This is a genomic window from Arthrobacter terricola (assembly GCF_004354015.1).
GTDB classification, from domain to species: domain Bacteria; phylum Actinomycetota; class Actinomycetes; order Actinomycetales; family Micrococcaceae; genus Arthrobacter; species Arthrobacter terricola.
The window spans coordinates 1-22,039 of sequence record NZ_SMRU01000022.1 but is presented as its reverse complement, the minus strand read 5'-3'; the positions used below and the strand labels follow the sequence as shown (position 1 = coordinate 22,039).

The 22,039-nt window shown below is 64.8% G+C and carries 17 protein-coding genes and 3 pseudogenes; 11 read left to right on the top strand and 9 right to left on the bottom strand.

Annotation, left to right across the window (positions count from 1 at the left end; translation table 11 throughout):
• Positions 1 to 151 precede the first annotated feature (151 nt).
• Positions 152 to 1,393 carry a M24 family metallopeptidase gene (locus E1809_RS17420; protein WP_133205508.1) on the bottom strand — a complete coding sequence of 414 codons (1,242 nt, stop codon included), beginning with the start codon at positions 1,391 to 1,393 and terminating at the stop codon, positions 152 to 154.
• Positions 1,394 to 2,496: 1,103 nt separating this feature from the next.
• Positions 2,497 to 3,387, bottom strand: coding sequence for a LysR substrate-binding domain-containing protein (locus E1809_RS17415; RefSeq protein WP_133205507.1), 891 nt, complete (start codon positions 3,385 to 3,387; stop codon positions 2,497 to 2,499).
• A 106-nt stretch (positions 3,388 to 3,493) separates the two neighbouring features.
• Between E1809_RS17415 and E1809_RS17410 the strand changes: the two genes are divergently transcribed.
• The 5 genes and pseudogenes from E1809_RS17410 to E1809_RS17390 all read left to right on the top strand — a co-directional run bounded on the left by E1809_RS17410 (position 3,494) and on the right by E1809_RS17390 (position 9,033).
• Positions 3,494 to 4,732, top strand: coding sequence for a CaiB/BaiF CoA transferase family protein (locus E1809_RS17410; RefSeq protein ID WP_133205506.1), 1,239 nt, complete (start codon positions 3,494 to 3,496; stop codon positions 4,730 to 4,732).
• A 92-nt stretch (positions 4,733 to 4,824) separates the two neighbouring features.
• A complete protein-coding gene (locus E1809_RS17405; protein ID WP_133205505.1) occupies positions 4,825 to 6,030 on the top strand; it encodes an acyl-CoA dehydrogenase family protein in 1,206 nt (401 codons plus the stop codon).
• A gap of 71 nt (positions 6,031 to 6,101) precedes the next feature.
• Positions 6,102 to 7,327, top strand: a pseudogene (locus E1809_RS17400) (acetyl-CoA C-acyltransferase).
• A gap of 8 nt (positions 7,328 to 7,335) precedes the next feature.
• Positions 7,336 to 8,130, top strand: a complete 795-nt coding sequence (locus tag E1809_RS17395) for an enoyl-CoA hydratase/isomerase family protein (protein ID WP_133205566.1) — start codon at positions 7,336 to 7,338, stop codon at positions 8,128 to 8,130.
• Positions 8,131 to 9,033 (top strand): 3-hydroxyacyl-CoA dehydrogenase family protein, encoded by a 903-nt coding sequence (locus tag E1809_RS17390; protein WP_133205504.1) that lies wholly within the window; start codon positions 8,131 to 8,133, stop codon positions 9,031 to 9,033.
• A 69-nt stretch (positions 9,034 to 9,102) separates the two neighbouring features.
• Here E1809_RS17390 and E1809_RS17385 read toward each other — a convergent pair whose 3' ends face one another.
• Both E1809_RS17385 and E1809_RS17380 read right to left on the bottom strand, forming a co-directional pair.
• Positions 9,103 to 9,933 carry an NAD(P)-dependent oxidoreductase gene (locus E1809_RS17385; RefSeq protein WP_133205503.1) on the bottom strand — a complete coding sequence of 277 codons (831 nt, stop codon included), beginning with the start codon at positions 9,931 to 9,933 and terminating at the stop codon, positions 9,103 to 9,105.
• Between the two features lie 17 nt (positions 9,934 to 9,950).
• Positions 9,951 to 10,364, bottom strand: coding sequence for a carboxymuconolactone decarboxylase family protein (locus E1809_RS17380; protein ID WP_133205502.1), 414 nt, complete (start codon positions 10,362 to 10,364; stop codon positions 9,951 to 9,953).
• Positions 10,365 to 10,477: 113 nt separating this feature from the next.
• Here E1809_RS17380 and E1809_RS17375 point away from each other — a divergent pair, with 113 nt between their 5' ends.
• Positions 10,478 to 11,104: a TetR/AcrR family transcriptional regulator gene (locus tag E1809_RS17375; RefSeq protein ID WP_133205501.1), complete on the top strand. Its 627-nt coding sequence runs from the start codon at positions 10,478 to 10,480 to the stop codon at positions 11,102 to 11,104.
• A 70-nt stretch (positions 11,105 to 11,174) separates the two neighbouring features.
• Here the strand turns inward: E1809_RS17375 and E1809_RS17370 are convergent, their stop codons facing one another.
• The 3 genes from E1809_RS17370 to E1809_RS17360 all read right to left on the bottom strand — a co-directional run bounded on the left by E1809_RS17370 (position 11,175) and on the right by E1809_RS17360 (position 15,218).
• Positions 11,175 to 12,554, bottom strand: coding sequence for an NAD-dependent succinate-semialdehyde dehydrogenase (locus E1809_RS17370; protein WP_133205500.1), 1,380 nt, complete (start codon positions 12,552 to 12,554; stop codon positions 11,175 to 11,177).
• Between the two features lie 40 nt (positions 12,555 to 12,594).
• Positions 12,595 to 14,220: a flavin-containing monooxygenase gene (locus E1809_RS17365; protein ID WP_133205499.1), complete on the bottom strand. Its 1,626-nt coding sequence runs from the start codon at positions 14,218 to 14,220 to the stop codon at positions 12,595 to 12,597.
• Between the two features lie 65 nt (positions 14,221 to 14,285).
• Positions 14,286 to 15,218: an alpha/beta hydrolase gene (locus E1809_RS17360; protein ID WP_133205498.1), complete on the bottom strand. Its 933-nt coding sequence runs from the start codon at positions 15,216 to 15,218 to the stop codon at positions 14,286 to 14,288.
• A gap of 244 nt (positions 15,219 to 15,462) precedes the next feature.
• Between E1809_RS17360 and E1809_RS17355 the strand changes: the two genes are divergently transcribed.
• Positions 15,463 to 16,521, top strand: a complete 1,059-nt coding sequence (locus E1809_RS17355) for an alcohol dehydrogenase (RefSeq protein WP_133205497.1) — start codon at positions 15,463 to 15,465, stop codon at positions 16,519 to 16,521.
• 10 nt (positions 16,522 to 16,531) lie between these two features.
• Positions 16,532 to 18,364, top strand: coding sequence for a sigma-54-dependent Fis family transcriptional regulator (locus tag E1809_RS17350; protein ID WP_133205496.1), 1,833 nt, complete (start codon positions 16,532 to 16,534; stop codon positions 18,362 to 18,364).
• An 85-nt stretch (positions 18,365 to 18,449) separates the two neighbouring features.
• Here the strand turns inward: E1809_RS17350 and E1809_RS27765 are convergent, their stop codons facing one another.
• Complete coding sequence (locus E1809_RS27765) at positions 18,450 to 18,575, bottom strand: hypothetical protein (RefSeq protein ID WP_268908713.1); 126 nt, start codon at positions 18,573 to 18,575, stop codon at positions 18,450 to 18,452.
• Positions 18,576 to 18,724: 149 nt separating this feature from the next.
• Positions 18,725 to 18,841, bottom strand: a pseudogene (locus tag E1809_RS28105) (recombinase family protein); the annotation flags it as partial.
• Between the two features lie 235 nt (positions 18,842 to 19,076).
• Between E1809_RS28105 and E1809_RS17340 the strand changes: the two are divergent.
• The 3 genes and pseudogenes from E1809_RS17340 to E1809_RS17330 form a co-directional block, all read left to right on the top strand.
• Positions 19,077 to 20,675, top strand: a complete 1,599-nt coding sequence (locus E1809_RS17340; protein ID WP_133205565.1) for a PucR family transcriptional regulator — start codon at positions 19,077 to 19,079, stop codon at positions 20,673 to 20,675.
• On the top strand, positions 20,672 to 21,604 hold the full coding sequence (locus E1809_RS17335; RefSeq protein ID WP_133205495.1) for a glutaminase: 933 nt from the start codon (positions 20,672 to 20,674) through the stop codon (positions 21,602 to 21,604). The genes E1809_RS17340 and E1809_RS17335 overlap by 4 nt, the downstream gene beginning before the upstream one ends.
• A 99-nt stretch (positions 21,605 to 21,703) precedes the next feature.
• A pseudogene (locus E1809_RS17330) lies at positions 21,704 to 22,039 on the top strand (amino acid permease); the annotation flags it as partial.

Sequence of the window (22,039 nt, the reverse complement as noted above, 5' to 3'; positions counted from 1 at the left end):
GCATCTCCGCTCAGCAGACCCTTGAGGGTGGGGGTCTTGCTAATCGAAGGCTCTTTTGGAGTGCCTCCGGTGTCGCTGTGTAGTTGTCACCGCTCGGCCTGAATGGCCTGCGGCGGGGGTGTCGTGCAACGCTCACCCCGCGGGTGAGGGATCAGAGTTCCCAGACGCCTCTGGGTGACTCGGTGATCCATTCGGCTCCGTCGTCGTTGACGAGGGCCATGTCGCCGGCGACAACGCATCCGAGTCCGGGAACGGTGAAGTTGGGGTGCACTTCGATGACCATTCCCGGCTCGATGAGGACGCCGGACGGATCGAGGGACTTGTCCCGGAGGGGGTTCAGGTCCCGCGCCATCCCGGGCTCGACGTAAGTCAGGCCGAGCCCGTGGCAGCTCTGGAAACGGAACGGGTCCGTCTCCCGAGAGAAGGGAGCGTGCTTCGCGTACAGGTCTTCGATGACGTCGATGACGCGATGCAGGGGCTCCCCAGGACGCATGACCGCGAGGGCCGCGTCCTGGATCTTCAGAAGGATTTCGGAATACTCTGCGAGCTCTCGGCTAGGAGTTCCCCGGACTCCCATCCTGAGGCACTGACCAAAGTATCCCTCGTAGGCAGTGGTGGTGCCCATCTGCACACGGTCGCGCGAGGTGACCTCCGGGGGAAGCTCCATGAACTCGAAATACGTGGTGGGGGGTTCCTCCCCTACCGAGAGCCAGCAGTTGGCCAGGTCGGCGCCGAGAAGCCGACCCGTATGCTCGATCTCGGCCATGATGGAGGGTCCGGATGCTCCAGGACGCGTCGATTCAGCGAAAGCGGCTGCGACCATGGCATCGGAGATCTTCGCGGAGATGCGGATCATCTCCACCTCCTCCGGCGCGCGGGTCAGCCGCAGCCGGTCCAGGATGCTGTCGGCGGTGACGGTCGCGTAGGCGGCGAACTCCTGCTCTAGCGCGACGTGGGTCGCGTGGCTGAGCTCCTCGACGCCGATGACGCCGATCCGCGACCCGGCGCCGAGGCCGGCGTCGGAGAGGAACCGGACGGCGGCCGCGGGATGCAGCCGCTGCTCGCCGCTCTGGATGACGTCGCCCAGCCAGCCGGAGCGCTCGGTGCACTCGCGGGTCTCGTGCGGGCCGAAGGTCAGCACCGCGGCGTCCGACGCCGTGAGGACGACGGTGGAGGGGGTGTGCTTGGCGGCGAACCCGGCCAGGTACTGGATGTATCCGCTGGTCTTGGTGCGCGAGCCGAGCAGGCGCGGGGAGCCGAAGGCGACCACCGCATCCAGACCCTGCTCGGCGAGAGCGGACCGGACGCGGGCAAGCCGCTCCTGCAGGACTGTGAATGGGAGTTTGATGGTGAAGCGCTCTAGCGACGCGGTCACCGTGTTCGGCGGCGTCATCGGACGCTATCCAAGGTGATGCCGCAGGGGGAGGATTCGACGCCATTTCTGGCGATCAGTGCTGAAGGGACGGGGCGCGGAATGTACTTCGCCCCCGTCTCCCACAGTGCCGAACTCGCCTTCGGCACTGTTGCGTCTGAAAAGTTCATGATTCAGAGCCAATCTGTCTTCGTTGACGCCCCAGGAAGGGGTGGGACTCAGTGTATTTCTCGTCACATTCTTCCGCAAGAGAGAATCTAAATTCCGCAGAGTGGAATTTCTGTCAACGAGGGTTCGACAGCCACGAACAGTCCCGAAACGGCGGAATTCCGCGGAAAGAGTCCTGAAAGACACTTCTCAAAACATTCCCGCCGCACGCGACTGAGCCGATTGTGACCGGCGAATGGAATAGCTTCATCTGAATCCACGACCAGGTGCCGCATAAACTGCCAAGACCCGCGCCGGGTCATTTTGACGACGATCGCATCGGCCTGGACAGCCGGGTAACCCCGCGGCGACTGCGGTTCGAGCGCGGCGGTAGATAGCCAAAAGCCTCCAGCAATCCGAGGACAAGCCGACGGTACGTTCCAAAGCTGTTCCCGTGAATCGGGCCGTTGGCCGCCGGGTAGTGCGGACCGTGTGACCCTACGGATTTTGCTGCGGCACATCGCAGACACGAGGACCGGCCTATGTTCGTAAACGCCATTGCCGGACTTCCTGACGGTCACTGTGAACAACCGATCGGCTACCCGCCTCCGCCTCGAAATCTTCAACCACCACTGCCTCGTCGCTGCGGACGGCGGGCACCCCAAAGGCAGCCTGCCTCCTTCACCACTGCAAAAACACGTCCGGAAAAACCGCCGGTCCTAAATGTTGAGAACCGGGGTGGACTGAAACCATGCAGTCACTCAAAGGCTTCCTAGGCCGAATCGCACTGGTCGACCGAGCCATGCGCATCCGAGCGGGTGGGCGTCAGGCGCACACTAAGCGTTTGTTGAGCAGGGGAAGGCTGCGGTATACCAGTGCGATCGTGCGTAAGGGCCATCTGGATTCGGGCGCGGCTTCGCCAGCCGTCCGCGTTACCCTTCGGGCGTGCCGATGACGGAGTGGCCGAAAGCGAAAGTTCAGCTGGGCCATACCTGTTCGGCAAGTGCAAGGACCGGTGGAAGGGCCGGGTTCTCCGAGTCCCCGCGCCAGGCCATTCTCAGGTAGATCGGGAGGGTCTCGTCGAGAACCCGCAGGAATCGCACATGGGGGTCGGTGACATTCTCCGCAACCGATGACACTGTCAATGAGCACCCCACCTCGGCTCCGACCAGGGCCATTGCAGTCCAGGAGTCCGGTGCTCTCTGCACGATGTCAGGATCGAACCCGACACCCAGGCTTAGCCGGCGAAGGCGGTCGGCCAGGACAGAGCCTTCGTGCGCGGGTAGTGCGACGAACGGTTCGCCGGCAAGTTCCTCCATGTGGATCTCTCCCCTTAAGGCGAGCCGGTGCGATGCGGGGACGGCCATCACGAGGTGTTCTTCCACGATGATGCGGGCCTTGACGCCGGCGGGTACAAAATCCCAGCGGCCGAGACTAACGTCGACGTCGCCGCGGAGCACGCGGGCCAGGGCGGGCAGGGCAAAGTCCTGACTGTTCAGGCGCATTTCGATGCCCGGGTGAGCCTTCCGGACTTCCCTGGCCAGCACTCCCACCAGGACATGCGTCGAGGCCCCCGCGTAGGCGAGCTTCACCACTCCCACTTCGCCGCGCCCGGCAGCCAATGCGAGGGCCTTTGCGCGGTCCGTTGCAGCAAGAATGTCCTTGGCTGATGCCATCAGAGCCACCCCCGCCGCGGTGAGCTGCACGCTGCGTGTGCTCCTGACGAAGAGGTCAGTCCCCACATCGCTTTCCAACTGCCGCACCATCCGGCTGACCGGCGGTTGGGCCATGTGGAGGCGCTGGGCGGCACGGCCGAAGTGCAGCTCCTCGGCCACCGCCAGAAAGACCTTTAACTGCTGAATCTCCATCCTTCGATTATTGCAGGTGAGGCAATAATCAAGGTAGGAATAAGTATTGGACGCGACGTAATTCCCGATGGGATAGTCAAAAGGAACCCTTTTCGGAAGAGGACCCATGACACTCCAGAGCAACGCCGCTCCCCCGTCGCCGGGAGCCGCACCCTACCGCCAACCGGCGGGCGTACGTCAGGACGCGTTCGGACGCCAGCCCAGTGGCCCCCTGGCCGGAATCGTCGTTGCTGACTTCAGCCGCGTCCTCGCCGGCCCCTACTGCACCATGCTGCTGGCAGACATGGGCGCCGCCGTGATCAAGGTGGAAAGCCCTTCCGGTGATGAAACCCGGGCCTGGAAGCCGCCGGTGTACGAAGACCAGTCCACCTACTACCTCTCCATCAACCGGAACAAGCGTGCCATCGCCCTGGACTTTGCGAACCCCGACGACGTTGCCACCGCGCAGGAGATAGCCGCCAGTGCAGACGTGGTGCTGGAGAACTTCAAGCCCGGCGGACTGGACCGCTTCGGCCTGGACTACGCGTCCGTCGCCGAGCGGCATCCGGCGGTGGTGTATGCGTCGATTACCGGTTTCGGCACCGCAGGCGGTGCCGCCCTGCCCGGCTACGACCTCCTGGTCCAGGCAATGTCCGGGCTCATGAGCCTCACCGGCGATCCGGAACTCCCGGCCTACCGGTCCGGGGTGGCCGTCTTCGACGTGATCACCGGCCTGCACGCCGCCGTGGGCGTCCTCTCCGCACTTCACGAACGAAGCCAAAGCGGCCGCGGACAGCGCATCGAGGTGAATCTCATGTCCTCCGCGCTCTCCGGCATGGTCAACCAAACCGGAGGGTACCTGCTCAGCGGAAAGGTACCTACCCGCATGGGCAACGAGCACCCCAGCATCTACCCCTATGAACCGATGCCCACCGCGGACGGGGACATCGTCCTGGCCATCGGCAACGACCGGCAGTTCCGGACCCTCTGCGGTGTGCTCGGCTCACCGGCCTTGGCAACCGATCCACGTTTCGCCACGCCGCCGGACCGCAGCCTCAACCGGGCCGGGCTGCGCCCTATCCTGCAGGACCTGCTCGCCTGCAAGACGGCCGCGGAATGGTTCGACGTCTTCACCGAAGCCCGGCTGCCCTGTGCCCCGATCAACGACGTGCGCGGTGGCATCGAATTCGCCCAGCGACTGGGCCTGGAACCGGTCGTGGAGGTGGGTTCCGGCGATCAGTCCATCCCCGGCATCCGCAACCCCATCACCTTCTCCGAGACACCCGCCAGCTACGACCTCGTGCCACCGGGCATCGACGCGGACCGGGCCGACATCGTCCAATGGCTCCGCTCCACCAAGCCCTAGCCCGCCGCGGCACACCGCATCCGAAGCCTCGCTTCACCGCACCTCACGCCGCCAGCCGGCCATCCCGCACAGCACCAATCGAAGGACCAGCCATGACCGCCACCACCGAAACCCGCGACGCCGCCATCTCCGACTACTTCCGGCTCGACGACGGCCTGACCCCGGAGGAGACCGCCATCCGGGACAAGGTCCGCGACTTCGCCGAGAACCGGGTCCTGCCCGTCATCAACGGGTACTGGGAACGCGCGGAGTTCCCTGACGAACTCCTGGCCCCGCTCGCCGAACTCGGCATCATCGGCACCTTCATCCAGGGCTACGGCTGCCCCGGCATGAGCCGCAAGGCCGCCGGCATGGTGGCGCGGGAAATGGCCCGGGCGGACGGCAGCATCAACACCTTCCTAGGCGTGCACTCCAACCTGTGCATGGGCGCGCTGAACATGCTCGGCAGCGACGAACAGCGCCAGCGCTGGCTCCCGGACATGGCCCGGCTCAAGAAGACCGGCGCCTTCGCCCTCACCGAGCCGGACCACGGCTCGGACTCCGTCGCCCTGGAAACCAGTGCAACACGCGACGGCGACACCTGGGTCATCAACGGGCACAAGCGCTGGATCGGCAACGGTCACGCCGCGGAGGTGATTGTGCTGTTCGCCCGCAACACCGGAGACGGCAAGGTCAATGCATTCGTGGTCGAAAAGGACGCCGCCGGCAACCACCCCGCGGGCTACAACCCCACCGTCATCACCGGCAAGATCGGCAAACGTGCCATCCTCCAGGCGGACATCGTCATCGAGGACATGAGGATCCCGGACGCCAACCGGCTGGAGAACTGCCACTCCTTCGCCGACGTCTCCCGGGTGCTGCAGGCCACCCGCGGGGGCGCCGCCTGGGAAGCCGTCGGCCACGCCATGGCTTGTTTCGAGATCGCCGCCGACTACGCCGCAAAGCGTGAACAGTTCGGCAACCCGATCGCCGGCTACCAACTGGTCCAGCACCGCCTGGCCAACATGCTCAGCGAGCTGACCGCGATGCAGCTGATGTGCAACCGCATGGCCGAACTGGCGGACCAGGGCCTGCTCACCAACGCCATGGCCTCCATGGTGAAGATGTCCACGTCCCAGAAGGGCAAGTGGATCTGCAACGAAGCCCGCGAGCTCCTGGCCGGCAACGGCCTGCTCCTCGAAAACCACGTGGCCCGCCACATGACGGACATGGAGGTGGTGTCCACCTACGAGGGCACGGACTCCATCCAGGCCCTGCTGGTGGGCCGCGACATCACCGGCATCTCGGCGTTCCGCTGACAGCGGGCCTTCCGCAAAACACCGCCAGACGACTGAACCCAGCCATACACAGCCACACCTAGGAGCTTTTCATGACTGACGCCTTCCTCATCGGCGGGGCCCGCACCCCCGTCGGCCGCTACGGCGGCGCACTGTCCTCCGTCCGCCCGGACGACCTCGCCGCACTGACGGTGCGTGCCGCCGTCGAACGCGCCGGCATTGACCCGGCCGTCGTGGACGAGGTGATCCTGGGCAACGCCAACGGCGCGGGCGAGGAAAACCGCAACGTCGCTCGGATGGCGTGGCTGCTGGCCGGCTTCCCGGACACCGTTCCCGGCGTCACCATCAACCGGCTCTGCGCTTCCGGCCTGAGCGCCATCATCATGGCCTCGCACATGGTCAAGGCCGGTGCCGCGGACATCGTGGTGGCCGGCGGCGTGGAGTCGATGTCACGCGCCCCCTGGGTGATGGAGAAGCCGGACAAGGCCTTCGCTAAGCCCGGCGCCGTGGTGGACACGTCCATCGGCTGGCGCTTTCCCAACCCGGTTTTCGAGTCCGGCGACCTGTCCCGGGACGGCAAGGCCATCTTCTCGATGCCCGAGACGGCGGAGGAAGTGGCCCGCGTATACGGCATCTCCGGGAGGACTGCGATGATTTCGCCGTCCTCTCCCACGAACGCTCCCTCGCTGCGATAGCGGCCGGGCACTTCGCGGACGAAATCGTCCCTGTCACCGTCAGGGGCCGCAAGGGCAGCGAAACAGTCGTGGATACTGACGAGGGGCCACGGCCCGGCACCACCCGCGAGATTCTCGCTGGACTGCGCCCCGTGGTCAAGGGCGGCAGCGTGGTCACCGCCGGCAACGCCTCCACGCTCAACGACGGCGCATCTGCGATCATCGTCGCATCGGAGGCAGCGGTTCAAAAATACGGACTCAAGCCTCGCGCCCGCATCCTGGACGGCACCTCCGCCGGCGTCCCCCAGGAAATCATGGGCATCGGCCCCGTCCCGGCCACCCGCAAAGTCCTGGAACGGACCGGCCTCGCCGTCGGCGACCTGACCGCCGTCGAACTTAACGAGGCTTTCGCTTCACAGGCCCTCGCCTGCATGCGCGAACTCAAGCTCGAACCGGGTGTCGTCAACAACTCCGGCGGTGCCATTGCCCTCGGACACCCGCTCGGCTCCTCCGGCGCAAGGCTGGTCATCACCCTGCTGGGCCGCCTTGGCCGGGAAGCCGGGGACGGCCGCAAACTCGGGCTCGCCACCATGTGTGTGGGAGTCGGCCAAGGCACGGCACTGCTGCTCGAGGGGCTCTCGTGACGGAATTGATGTACGACGCCGGCGCGCGCCTGGGTGCCGGGGCTTTCGAAACGCTGCGGGTCGAGGAGTCCGCGGACCGCGTTTCGGTCCGCCTGCACCGCCCCGAGGTGCGGAACGCCATCGACCAGCACATGGTGGATGAACTGCACCAGGTGTGCTCCTACCTCGAGGGGACGCCCAAGATCCTGATCATGTCCGGCACGCCGGCAGACGCGTCGAACGGCACCAAGGCGCTTTTCGCCTCCGGCGCGGATATCGCCCAGCTGCGGGAGCGGCGTCGTGACGATGCGCTGGCCGGGATCAACTCCGGCATCTTCGACCGGATCGCGAAGCTGCCCATGCCGGTGATCGCCGCGCTGGACGGATTCGCGCTGGGTGGTGGCGCCGAACTGGCCTATGCAGCCGACTTCCGCATCGGTACAGACGCCCTGAGGATGGGCAACCCCGAAACAAACCTGGGCATCCTGGCCGCGGCCGGAGCCACCTGGCGGTTGAAGGAGCTCGTCGGCGAGCCGCTGGCCAAGTGCATTCTCCTGTCCGGCAAGGTGCTGACCGGACGGGAATGCCTGGCGGCCGGACTCATCACGGAACTTGTTTCGTCGGATGAACTGATGGACGCCGCCCATTCTCTGGCGGACTCCATCGCGGCCCAGGATCCATTGGCTGTCCGGATCACCAAATCTGTTTTCCATACTCCCCGGGAAGCCCATCCCGTCATCGACACTCTGGCCCAGGGGATGCTTTTCGAATCCCGGGCCAAGTTCGACCGTATGCAGGCATTCCTCGACAGGAAGAAGAAGTAAATGACCAGCCCCCTCATTCAGACCGCGCCCTTCGCACTTTCCCCCGGCCTTCCCGCAGGCCTTCCCCGCTTCGTGGGGGTGCTCGGTGGCGGCCGGATGGGTGCCGGCATCGCCCACGCCTTCCTGATCAAGGGCGCCGACGTGCTGGTGGTCGAGCGTGACGAGCGGTCAGCCGAGGCCGCCCGCGAACGGGTGGAGTCCGCGGCTGCCAAGAGCATCGAACGCGGAGCCACGCACGCGAACCTGGACGAGATGGCCGGCCGGCTGACCGTCGGGGTCGACTATGACGCGTTCAAGGACCGCCAGTTGGTGGTCGAAGCGGTGCCGGAGGACTGGGATCTGAAGGTCTCCTCGCTGCGCGGGATCGAGGAGCGCCTGGCACCGGGGGCGTTCCTGGCGTCGAACACGTCCTCCTTGTCCGTGAACGGGCTGGCCCGCGAGCTGCGGCGGCCGGGGAACTTCCTGGGCCTGCATTACTTCAACCCGGTCCCGGCGTCGACCCTGATCGAAGTGGTGCTCGGAGAACAAACCTCACCTGAACTGGCCGCGGAGGCTAAAAGGTGGGTGGAGGCACTTGGCAAGACTGCCGTCGTCGTCAATGACGCGCCCGGGTTCGCGTCCTCACGGCTGGGCGTGGCGATCGCGCTGGAGGCGATGCGGATGGTCGAGGAGGGCGTGGCCTCTGCCGGGGACATCGACAACGCCATGGTCCTGGGCTACAAACATCCCACCGGCCCGCTGCGCACCACCGACATTGTGGGCTTGGACGTGCGCCTGGGCATCGCCGAATACCTGCAGTCCACCCTCGGTGACCGGTTCGCGCCGCCGCAGATCCTGCGTGACAAGGTGGCCCGCGGCGAACTCGGCCGCAAGACCGGCAAGGGCTTCTTCGACTGGAGCTGACAGGCGTCGGCAGGAACTGAAAAGCCGGCCGGGTTGGATCCCGGTCGGCTGTTCGGCGTGCGCCCGTTCTTACCGCTGCGGCTTCTTTCCCATGGAGTCGAACAGCTGGGTGGAGGACATGGCGTTGAAGGGCATGGCGACGTTGTGCTCGAGGCCCTTGAGGTGGGCGGCCTTGAGGTCCTTGAGCAGCACCGCCAAAGCGGTATCCGCAGTCCACTCCGAGACTGAATCCCAGTTCCGGACCACCCAGCTGTCGCCGGTGCTGACCTTGAACAGGTTCAGGAGTTCGGCTTCGGGCACGTTGTAGTGCGCGCCGAATTTCAGCCCCTCGGCGACGGCATTCATGGTGATGCCCAGGATGAGGTTGTTGACCAGCTTCGCTGCCTGGCTGTTGCCGGGCCTCTCGCCGAAGTAGAAGAAATTGGATCCGATTGCGTCAAAGTACGGGCGCGCGGCGGTCACCACATCCCCGGCGCCTGAGGCCATGATGGACAGGGTGCCGGCCTCGGCGCCGGTGGAACCTCCGCTGACGGCGGCGGCGATGAGCTTCACGCCGGTGTGTTCCTCGACCTGCTGACCAAGCTGGTTCATCGCGTCCGGGTCCAGCGTACTCATGACGATGATGGTGATGTCCCGGGGGCCGGCGGACAGGAGCCCGGCATCGCCCAGGATCACATCAACGTTCTGCGCGTAGTCGCGGACCATGGAGACGATCGCGTCGTCGGCCTGTTCAGCGACGGCCTTCAGGGTTTCGGCGACGGTAATTCCCGCAGCCCGTGCCTTCTGCCGGGAGCCTTCGAAAGCGTCATAGCCGATGACGTCGAAGCCGGCCTTGTTCAGGTTGACTGCCATGGGAAGCCCCATGGTTCCCAGTCCCACGAAACCGATTTTCCTGCTCATGATCAGATTCCTCCGTCTCAGTGCGTGGTGGTTTCGGTGGTCATGCCGCGCTCGGCCATGACCTCTTTGACCAGGGTCAAGCCGTTGAGGACGCGCGGGAATCCGATGTAAGGGATGCACTGGATCAGGGTGCCGACGACCTTTTCCTTGGTCAGGCCCACGTTGAAGCCGACGTTGATGTGCAGCTTCAGCTGAACCTCGGTGCCGAGTGCGGCCAGCGTGGAGATGGTCACCATGGTCTGTTCCTGCTGGGTCAGGCTGTCGCGGGAGTAGATGTCGCCAAAGGCGAAGGAGACGATGTAGTCGGACAACTCCGCATCAAGGGCCGCGTAAGACTCCACCAGCTTGGCGTGGTCAAACGTGTTGCTGTGTTCCGTGGAGACGAGTTCCATCATGCGGTCCAGTCCGCGCTGGTAACGGTCGGTAGTCATGCTGCTGCCCTTCTAGGCTTTGAGGTGGAGTAGGTGTGGCGTTTCATTTATTTGAAACGCTACGTTGCGTTTCAATATTAGCACTTACGATTGATGGAACGGAAGGGTTTGGGATGGCATTGGATGCAGGCGATGGAGGGACGGCCGGGTCAACGGTTTCCGGCCACCAGAAGCGCCGGGCGCGTACTGAGCGGGTTGTCCTGGACACCACGCGGGAACTGCTGGCCGATTCCGGATTCAGTAGCCTCACGGTCGAACGCGTCGCCGAGCGGTCCGGTGTCGCAAAATCCACCATCTACCGCCGGTACCGGTCCCGGAACGACCTGGCAATGGCTGTCCTGCTGGACATGCTGGGCGACGTCAGTACCCTGCCGTACGTCAAGGACACTCAGGCCGAGCTGACGCGGCTTGTGGGCCGGACGGTGGAGCTGATGTCCGGCACCCTGCTGGGACGCATCATGCAGGGCCTGGTCTCGGAAGTCGCCGTCGACGTCGAGCTTGCCGGAACCTACCGGGCGACGGTGGTGGGCAAGCGCGTACGGGAAGTGACCGCCCTGGTGGAACGCGGCGTTGAACGCGGCGAACTGAGGGACGGGCTGGATCCGGAACTGGTGACTGACCTTCTGCTTGGGCCCATCTACTACAGGCTGTTCCTCAGCGGCGAGCCCCTGGATGAAGCGTTCGGCAGGCAGCTGGTCGCCTCTCTTTATCCTGCCTTCGCGAAGAAGCCGGAAGCTTAACGGCCCGGTCCCGGGTTGCGGGCACATCGGCCCGCAACCCGGCACGGTGATTCACACGCCGGGTTTGGGGCTACCTCGCTCCCGGACTGCGCACCAACTTCTTGTTAGCGAACTCATTGAAGCCGAACCGGGCCAGCTCCCGCCCGAAGCCCGAGCCCTTTACGCCCCCGAAAGGCAGGTCAGGTGCGCTCTTGCTGGTGCTGTTGATCCACACCATGCCCACCTCCAGCTCCCGGGCCAGCCGCTCGGCCTTGGCCATGTCCGCGGTGAAGATGCTGGAGGACAGGCCGAACGGTGAGTTGTTGGCCAGCTCGATTGCCTCCTCCTCGGAGCTGACGCGGTAAACGACGGCGGCCGGTCCGAACAGTTCCTCGCTGAACGCGCGCATGTTCGGGGTGACGCCGGCCAGGACCGTGGCCGGGTAGTAGGCGCCGGGGCCGTCCGGGCGCTGGCCACCGAGCAGGAGGGAGGCTCCCTTGGCAACGGCGTCCTGGACCAGCTCGTCGAGTTCCTCCACGCCGGCGACTGACGAAAGAGGGCCCAGTTTGGTCTCCGGGTTGGTGGGGTCCCCCAACTGCCACCCCGCCATCGCGTCAACGAACTTCGGCAGGAACTCGTCATACACGCTGTCCGCCACGATGAAGCGTTTCGACGCCGTGCAGGCCTGGCCGCCGTTGCTGAGCCGGCCCACTGCCGCAGCACCGGCCGCCGTGTCGATGTCGGCGTCGTCGAGCACGATGAACGGGTCTGAACCGCCCAGTTCCAGGACGCACTTCTTCAGGTGCCGTCCTGCCACCTCGCCCACTGCCGCTCCGGCTTTCTCCGAGCCGGTGAGTGAAACGCCCTGCACGCGCCGGTCCGCAATGGCTGCCGCCACCTGGGCCGAGGAAATGAAGGCATTGAGGTACACGCCGTCCGGCAAGCCGGCCTCGCCCAGGACCCGTTCGATGGCCAGGGCGGACTGGGGGCAGTTGCGCGCGTGCTTGAGGATGATCGTGTTGCCGAGGGCGATGTTCGGGGCGGCGAAACGTGCCACCTGGTAGTACGGGTAGTTCCACGGCATGACGCCGACCAGGGGCCCGACGGGTTCGGTGCGTACCATCGCCGTTCCCGCGCCCTTGATACCCAGTTCCTCGTCAGCAAGGTATTCCTCGAGGTGGTCCGCGTAGTGCTGGTAGATGGACGCCACCAGTTCCACCTCTCCCCTGGCCTGGGCGACCGGCTTACCCATTTCCAGGGTCAGCAGTTTGGCCAGTTCCTCCGCCTGCCCGCGGTGGATTTCCGCCGTGCGGGTGAGGACGGCCCGGCGCTGTTCCAGGGGTGTGGTCCGCCAGGACCGGTAGGCGGCGGCGCTGCGTCCGATCAGGGTATCCAGGTCGGAGTCGGAGATCTCCGGGTATTCTGCGGTGGCCTCCCCGGTGGCCGGATCGGTTGTGGCGTACACGCCCATGGTTGGTTCTCCTCTGTGGTGGTGGGTGGTTGAGTCCGCGTCAGGCGGCGACGGCGGTGGCCGGCGTCAGTTCGAAGCCGCAGTAGCCGTTGGCTGCGACCTCGGCCAGGACCCCGCGGTAGTTGCCCAGGCCGCCCAGGTAGAACAGCACGCTGGGTTTCTTGCCCGGGATATTCGCCCCGAAGATCCAGGACTCGACCTTGGTGAACACCGTCATGTTCGCGATCCGGGTGCACAACTCGGTCCATTCCGCCTCGGCCCCGGGCGTAGGCTCGATGGCCCGGAGACCGGTCTTTTGGGCGTGATCGATGGTGTCACTGATCCACTCGACCTGGGTCTCAATGCTCGGCGGCAGGTTGGTGAACGGGCCGTTGGGGCCAAGGACCATGAACCAGTTGGGGAAGTTTGCGGTGGAGATGCCCAGGTAGCTGGTGGGCTGGCCGTCCCAGTGGTCGTTGATGTTCAGTCCGTTGCGGCCGACAATTTCCATGCGGCGGTAGTTTCCGTCCACGGCGTCGAAGCCGGTGGCGAAGACGATGACGTCCAGTTCGTGCAGCACGCCGTCCTCGGTCACGACACCCTTGGCGGTGACTTCACGGATCGGGTTCTCCTTGATGGCCACTGCCTCGACGTTGGGCCGGTTGAACACCTGGAAGTAGCCGTCGTCGCACAGCGGGCGCCGGGCGAACAGGCCGGTCGGCGTCAGCTTGCGTGCCGTCTCGGGGTCTTCGATGATCTGGCTGATCTTGTTCCGGATGAAGGACGCCGCGGTCTCGTTGGCTTCCTCGTCCGTGGCGATGTCGCTGAAGGTCTCGAACATGAAGCGGAAGCCGCCGCCGTATTCCCAGGCCTTCTCGTAGACCCTGCGGCGTTCTTCTTCGGAGACGCTCATCGCGGGAACGGTGCTTTCCTCAAATCCGAAGGCTACGGCCGAGCGCTTGACCTGTGCCCAGATATTGTCGTAGTCGGCTTTGATGTCGGCGATAGCTTCAGCTGTTGCCGGGCGCTTGCCCACCGGGACCGAGTACTGCGGGGTCCTGACGAACACGGTGAGGTGGTCCACCTCGGGGGCCAGTGCGGTGATGACCTGCTGGCCGGTGGAACCGGTGCCGATCACGCCGACCCGGCGGCCGGCCAGTGACTTGCCCTGCGGCCAGGCTGCGGTGTGGATGGTCTCCCCCTCAAACTTGTCCAGGCCGGGGAGGTTGGGGAAGTTGATGGCAGAGAGCAGTCCTACGGCATTGATGACATAGGTGGCGCCGTAAACGGCGCCGCCGCCGGTGGTGACTTCCCAGAGTCCTTCGTTTTCGAGATAGACGGCGGACTTTACCTCGGTGCCGAAACGGAAGTGTCGGCGGAGGTCGAAGCGGTCAACCACGCCTTCGAGGTACTCGAGGATTTCGGGCTGGGTGACGTAGCTGTGCTTCCACGTGCCGTCCTGCAGCAGGTCCCTGTCAAAAGAGAAGCGGTAGACGTGGCTCTCGGTGTCCGAGAGTGCGCCCGGGTAGCGGTTCCAGTACCAGGTGCCGCCGGGGCCGCCGGCCTTGTCAAAACCGACAACGGTGAGGCCTTGCTCATTGGCAAGTTTGTGCACCGCGTAGATGCCGCCGAAGCCGGCGCCGATGACCACGGCGTCAACGGTCTGGATGGTGTTCTGTGCAGTCATGGCGAACTCCTTTGTCGTTCTGATGCAGGGGATGAATATGGTTTGGCGTTACTTCCGGTACTGCTCTATTTCGTGTACCAGGCGGCGAGCTTTTCGAACTCCTGTGCAACGAGGGCCGAGCGGCCTGCCAGGAACGGGTAGACGTGTTGCTGGCCCTCCCCGATGGACAAGGTGACGTCCACGCCGGCGGTCCTGACGCGATCCTCCAGCCGGGTGGCGTTGTCAAGGAGGGACTCCACGCTGCCGGCGGTGATGTACAGGCGCGGGAAGCCGCTGAAGTCGGCATACAGCGGGTTGGCCAGCGGAGTACGGGGGTCAATGGTGCCGCCGAGGACGCCGGCGATCATGCCTTCAAGCAGTTCAGGGGTGATCAGGGCGTCGGTGTCATTGTTGGTGACCAGCGTTTCGCCCTTGTTTTCCATATCCAGCCACGGGGAGAAAGCAATCACTTGGCCGGGCGCTTCCTTGCCCTGTTCCTTCACGGCAAGGGCTATGGCGATGGCGAGGTTTCCGCCGGCGGAATCGCCGATGGTGGTGATGTTTTCCGGTGCAATACCTGAGGCGACGAGCGCGTCGAAGGCCGCCACGCCGTCGTCCACCTGGGCCGGGTGAGTGAACTCCGGGGCCCGGCGGTAGTCCAGCACGAAGCTTACCGAGCCGAGCGCCTTGGCGACGTGTGCGGCCAGCTTCCGGTGGCTGGAGGCAGAACCGACGGCGAATCCGCCACCGTGCGTGTAGAGGAGGACCTTGGTGCTGTCCGCGCCTTGCGGCAGGCACCAAATGCCGGGGACACCGCCAACGGTGTCCTCACGGTAGGTCACACCTTCGGGTTCGACGGTGGGCTGGTGCCATTCGTCGAAGATGGAACGAAACAGGCGCATGGTCAGACCGGGGGTGGTCTCCATGATCCGGGCCCAGTCGGCGTACAGCTCGCGCAGTACGTCCTGGTTCTGGGTGCCGGCTGGTGCGGCTGTCTGCTCAACAACGTTGGCGGTCATGATGCTCTCCTTTGAGTCCGCTCTGGATTGCCGGCGGTCCGCTGCTTCGGCGGCCGCCCCGGCGTTGATTCAAAGGTAGGAGTGTGTTCCATGCCACAGGCGTTCCAATCTGAAACGGTCACCGGCCCCGCATATTGATACCTGAAGTGGGCCCAATGAACCCACGAATAGGTATTGGAGGGCAGGGCAATATGTGGCGCATGATGAATGAAGACCCATTGACCCCAACGAAGAGGTGCTCCCCATGCATGCATTCGCCGTCCAGCCCGACGACCCGGCCATCCATGATCTGGACCTACCCACACCGCGCCCGGAGGGACGGGAGGTGCTGCTGAAAGTGCTGCGTGCCGGGGTTTGCCACACCGACACGCACCTGCGCGAAGGTGGTTACGACCTTGGCAGCCGGGGTCAGATGAGCCTGAAGGACCGGGGCATCGAGTATCCCATGGTCCTGGGGCACGAAGTCGTCGGAGTCGTGGAGCAAACGGGCGCCGACGCCACGTCCGTTGGTGCCGGAGACATTCGCCTCATCTACCCGTGGATCGGCTGCGGTCAATGCCGCCACTGCCGGGCGGGCCATGACAACCGCTGCTCCGCCGGGCAGAACCTCGGCGTCGCACGCCATGGCGGTTACGCCGAGTACATTCTGGTACCGGATGAAAAATACCTCGTGGACATCGATGGGCTCGACCCGAGCTGGGCCGCGACGCTGGCCTGTTCCGGCCTCACAGCCCACAGTGCGGTGGACAAGGTCCTCCCCCTTGAACCGGACGAACCGGTGGTCATCTTCGGCGCGGGCGGGCTCGGGCTGACCGCGATTGCCATCCTGCGGGCCCGGGGCCACCAAAACATCTGCGCTGTGGATGTCTCGGAGAGGAACCTTTCGCTGGCCCGGGACATGGGCGCCATCAGCACCGCACTGTCCGGGCCCGGCCAGGATCCCGGTGATATCAGCCGCGCAGCCGGCGGACCGGCCGGCGCCGTCATCGATTTCGTCAACAACGGTGCCACTGCCGCAACCGCCTTCGATATCCTCGCGAAAGCCGGAACCATGATCCAGGTGGGCCTCTTTGGCGGGGAAGTCACTATTCCCACCGCGATGCTTGCACTGCGCATGATCCGCATCGAGGGCAGCTTCGTGGGCACATTGGCCCAATTGCACGACCTGGTGGGCATCGCCAAGACCGGTAAACTTCCCAGCATCCCGGTCGCCGAAAGGACGCTGTCCGCAGCTGAGGTGTCGCGAGCCCTGGACGAACTGACCCGCGGCGGGATTGCTGGACGCATTGTTCTGACTGCTTGAGAATGGGAAAGTGATCGAGAAATCACGCCGCGAAGACGCGGTCCGGAACGCCCGGGAACGGCTGATCACAGAAGGCCTCGTCCGGGCCTCCATTCCGGCGTCGCTCGTTCCCGAGGAAATTGAACAGAGTTGGCGGCGCTCGGTCTCCCATCATGTCAATCCGGCGACCGGCCCGCACGTCCTCGGCGACATAGATCCCGACAGCGCCATCCTGCGGGCCGCGGGCAGAATCCTGGACCAATGGCAGGACAACCTGACCGACACCCGGCTGGCGCTCTTCCTCGCCGACGAGGAGGGGCGGATCGTTTCGCGGCGCATCATCGATGCCCAGGACGCCCGGACCCTGGACAACGCTTACGCGGCCGAGGGCTTTGTCTTCTCCGAAAAGGCCTTGGGCACCAACGGCCTCGGCACCCCCATTGAAGGGCGCGGAGTAGTCTTCGTCCTGGGGACCGAGCACTTCAATGACGCGCTGGCTCAACTCGCCTGTGCAGGTGCACCCATCAAACACCCAATCACCGGCCGGATTGTCGGATCACTGTCCATTGCTTCCCACGTTGACGCCGCCAGCCCGCTGATGGTCTCCATGGCGCGCCAGGCGGGCCACCAGATCGCAGAAGCGCTGGAGCTGATGGCTGACTCCCGGAACCTGGAGTTGGCACGCACCTACCGCAGGTTCCAGTCCTCCAGGAATCCGGTCCTGGTCATGAATTCCGAAACCGTCATGACCGACCTGCCCGCGCTGGCGCATTTTGACGCCGAGGCACACGCGTATCTGTGGGAAACGTTGCGCCGCCACCAATGGGAGAAGGACACGGTGCAGCTCGAACTTCCCCTGCTCGGAACCGAAGCGGTGATCAGGCGCCTGGGCCGCCCAGGCCAGGACGCCATCTTCGCACTCGAATTCACCACGCCGGCCGGTGCCGCAAGTGGCAGAATCGAATCCACCCGCACCCTCGGAGACGCAAAAGAGCCCGGGCTCCGGGAAGTCCTGAACGGCCTGTCCTCACGCAAGGCCCGCACCACAACGTCTTACAGCGCCTTGCAGAATGACATTTCAAAGGCCGCCGCGACCGGCGGCACCATCCGGGTCATCGGAGGCCCCGGCGTCGGAAAGCGCCACCAGTCTTCAAAGTGGTTGCGCCAGCACACGGGGCGGGAACCCGGGTCCTTTGCTGCCAACGAGTTCACCACCGATCCGTCAGCCTGGGCCCGCATGGAAGCGGTCCTGAATGAGGGACGCGGCGTCATCATCGACGGATCCACCATGCCGGAAGAACTGCTGGGCCGGCTCATCCAATTTGCCGGTATTGCCAGAGCCGGAGTCCATCCCGGCGCACGGGTCGTCCTCACCCAACGGACCAACGGTCAGGCACCCCATCGCGGTGATGACACCCCGGGCCTGTCCGGGCCCGTGCACGTGCCCTCCCTTGTTGACGTGCGCGACGAACTCCCTGAAATTATCCGGGAGGTGTCCGCCGAAATCTTCCCCGGCATCCAGCCCCCACGGTTCTCCCCCGCCGCGCTGCAATGCCTTTTCGCATGGGATTGGCCCGGCAACGTGGGGGAACTGGCCCGGCTTCTTGCCGTGCTCCGGCATTCAACCGGAGACGCTCTGGTCCAGACCAAGGACCTGCCCGCCGCCATGCATCGGGCGTCCCTGCCATCATTTAGCCGCTATGAGCAGTCCGAACGCGATGCCATCGTCTCAGCTCTCGCGGAAGCCGAGGGCAACAAGACACGCGCAGCTGAGATTTTGGGAATCGGCCGCACCACAATGTGGCGCAAGATGCGCACCTTGAAGATTGACGCGGATGAACGGGTGATCCGTCCGGGAGTGTGAAGAACCAGAAGTAGTCTGCTGCGCAAAGACGGCACCGGTGCCGAGCGGTCAGCTCAGTGCCAGGGCCGTATGCATGTGGGGAAACTCAGTCGACCAGCGCGTCGGCGATGCCGGAGGGATCCCCGGCGTCGTTCCGCGTGAGCGAATCCTTCACGTCTGTGTACCGCGGCGCACCCAACGGTTCGGTAGGGGTCTTGGAAGTCTCACGCATCCCCAACCGGGCAACGGCGCCATTCGTTACAGTCGGGCCGGGGCCACAGCCGCTGTGCCGGGCGGGTCCCTCCCGCGTTCAGGGATGCTTGGGTGAATCGGACGTCCAGTTCCAGTTTCCGGGCGCCGGCTTTGGAGACCGGCGCGATCAGAAAGGGCTTCCCGGCGTCCGCGGTAGGCTCCGCGTTTCTTAGCCAGTGCAAGCCCTTCGCGTTGGCGTTCACCGATCAGTGCGCGTTCGAACTCTGCGAAGGCACCCATGACCGAATTCCGCCCAGTTCGATGCTGTGGATCGTTTCGAAACCGTCGGTGAGCGGGGGGATGTTCTGAAGGCTGACTGATGAAGGTTGACGGGCTTTTCAGCTGCAGCGAACGGTATTGGACCAGCACCTGAAAACCCTGCATGCAATTTGGATCCGGACACATATTCTGCGGAATATCTGCTCGCTACGATGAGGTGACCGGACAGAGCCGTCCGGCGGAATCGACGCAGAAGGAAGCCATGGCCGCGGTTACGGTGGATGATATCCTTTCGGACTTTCCTCTAGGGTTCGCCACCCTCGTCATGCGGCCCGCCTCCGGGCGTTCGGCGGTGGAAAAGTTCCTGATCGTGGATGCGGACGATGAAGTCTCCGACGCCGGCGCAGCCTTCGTCCTGCTGATCGGCGTCCGTGGCCGGTCGGCTTTGCCGGCCCTGCGCCGGCTCCTCGGGAACCCGCCCCTGGTTGTCGCGGTCAAGGGAATCCGTGACGAGCTGACCGAGGCAGAGGAACTGCTGGGCGCCGCCGGCACCGGGCTGCTGCTCGTGGATCCGGCTGCCGATTGGGACCGGTTCCTTTCCATCGCCAAGGACAGGATCCAGCCGCGAAGCTACCCCAGCGAAGTGCTGACACTTCTGGAAGAAGATCTGTTTGCCATTGCCCAGACCACCGCGCGCCTGACCTCCAGTCACGTGGTTATCGAGGATGCGGCCAACAAGGTCCTGGCCTACTCCACGGTGTCGAACGACATCGACGAGCTGCGTAAAGCGTCCATCCTGGCCCGGCGCGGCCCGCGGAAGTACGAAATGCTGCTCAAAGACCTCGGCGCTTACCGTGAGCTGCACAGAACACGGCTGCCTGTGCGTGTTCCGGCCAGGCCGCAGGACGGGCTGAGGGAACGGGTGGCGATAACGCTGTTTGCCGGTGAGCGGATCATGGGCTACATATGGCTTCAGGAAACCGGGGACGGCTTCAGCCCGGATGTTGACTACGTACTGACGGGGTCTGCTGCCCGGGCCTCCGCCGAGCTCATCCGTTACCGTAACCAGCAGTCCGTGCCCATGCGTGAGGACCGCGTTGCCAGGATCCTCTCGGGTGCAGCAGAGGCTGCTGCGACTGCCCGAAGCGGAAAAATCCCTGCGGAGCGACCGGCGGCACTGATACTGATAGGTATGTCCCCGGCGGACAGCGAGGCCGATGACGCGGCATTGAAGCATGGCGAGCTTGCCAGCCTGGCCTCGATCCATGCCGCTGCATACAAGGCGTCCGCGGTCGTCGGGCAATTCAAGGGCGACACTGCCGTCATTGTTCCGGGCTTGCTGTCCGCTACCGCCGAACAGGGGCTGCGGAGCCTGGCCGAATCCGTCATCCGGGACGCAGCCAGGCATCTGGGCATCAGCCCCTTCGCTGCTGTCGGGCCGGTGGCTCCGGATCTGCTGAGCCTCCACTCGGTCACTCCGATCACCGAGGCCCTGCTCGAGTGCGTGGGTGCATCCCCTGACGCATCTGTGGCGACAGTGGCTGACTTTGAAGCCGAGATACTGTTCCGTGACGCACTCCACAGGTTCAAATCCTCGACGTTCCGGCACGGCAGCATGTCAGCCCTCATGCGCGATGATGCCGAACTCGCCGAAACCTTGCGCGTCTATTTCGACTGCTCGCTCGACGTCGCCGAATGCGCCAAACGGATGGCGCTTCACAAGAACACCGTCTACTACCGAATCAGCAAGGCCGCCCGGGTCACCCGCCTGGATTTCGACAATCCCCGCGACGCGCTAGTGGCACTGCTGCATGTCCATGAATGGGCCGGCCGACGCAACGACCTACAGGGCAGGAAATGACCACAGCACTGGATGCACCGCCGTTGGGACCGATGCTCGATGACATCGTGTCCAACCACAGACCGCAAAGGGAATCCGGTTCCGTACCGGCGAACATCCCGTCTCTCGCGGGCGTTCCATTCAGCAGATTCGGAATTGCGGTCGCCACCGCAGCCGGCGACGTCTTTTGCTCGGGAGACGCCGATGTCCCTTTTTCCATCCAGAGCATCTCCAAGGTATTCACCCTTGCGATGGCCCTGCGCCGGGACAGCCCGGGAGCCCTGTGGTCCCGGGTGCTGCGCGAACCCTCCGGCACTGCTTTCAATTCCTTGGTCCAGCTGGAAGTGGAACACGGCATCCCGCGGAACCCCTTCATCAACGCCGGTGCCCTGGTGGTCACGGACCACCTGATGGACCAGACCCCCGATGCCGCCGCAGCTCTTCTTGACTTTCTCACCGCAGAGAGCGGACCAGGCGGTCCCTTCATCGATGAGGCCGCGGCGGCAAGCGAACTGCGCAACAGCAGCCGCAACCTGGCCCTGGCCCACTTCCTCAAAGATTTCGGCAATCTCAGGCGATCTGCGGAGTCGGTGGTGGAAAACTACGTCCGCCAGTGCTCCATCATGATGACTTGCAGGGAGCTCGCCCAAGCTGGCCTCTTCCTCGCCCGGGAGGGCCGCGGCGCGGCTGGAGCGGTGGTGACACGCAGCGAGGCCAAACGCATCGGCTCCATCATGCTGACCTGCGGCATGTACGACGCCGCAGGAGAATTCGCGTACCGCGTCGGTTTGCCCGGCAAAAGCGGCGTGGGCGGAGGCATCCTGGTCATCGTTCCCGGCCAGTGCGCCATCTGTGTCTGGAGTCCCCGGCTGGACACCAAAGGCAACTCCCTGGCGGGCACCGCAGCTCTCGCCGAGCTGTCCGACCGCACCGGCTGGTCGGTTTTCTAGTCCGTTCTTAGCCCTGCCCCTTCAGCCTCGGGCGGCATCCGTTCTTCCACCTGATTCCCCCTAACCGGACAGACCTGTGCCCGGATCGAAAGGAAATCCATGCCCAACAACAACCCCAATGTCGAGGTTGCTCTCCACCACACGGTCCCAAAGCAAGCGCACGCCACCGAAAACCTCCTCCACGCGGAAGACACGGGCTACCACAAGAGCCTGAAGCCCCGGCAGATCCAGATGATCGCGATCGGCGGTGCGATCGGCACCGGCCTGTTCCTGGGAGCAGGCGGCCGCCTGAACGCCGCCGGACCTTCCCTGGTCATCGCGTACGCCGTCTGCGGCTTCTTCGCCTTCCTGATCCTGCGCGCCCTCGGCGAGCTGGTGCTGCACCGCCCGTCCTCGGGATCCTTCGTCTCCTACGCCCGTGAGTTCTACGGCGAG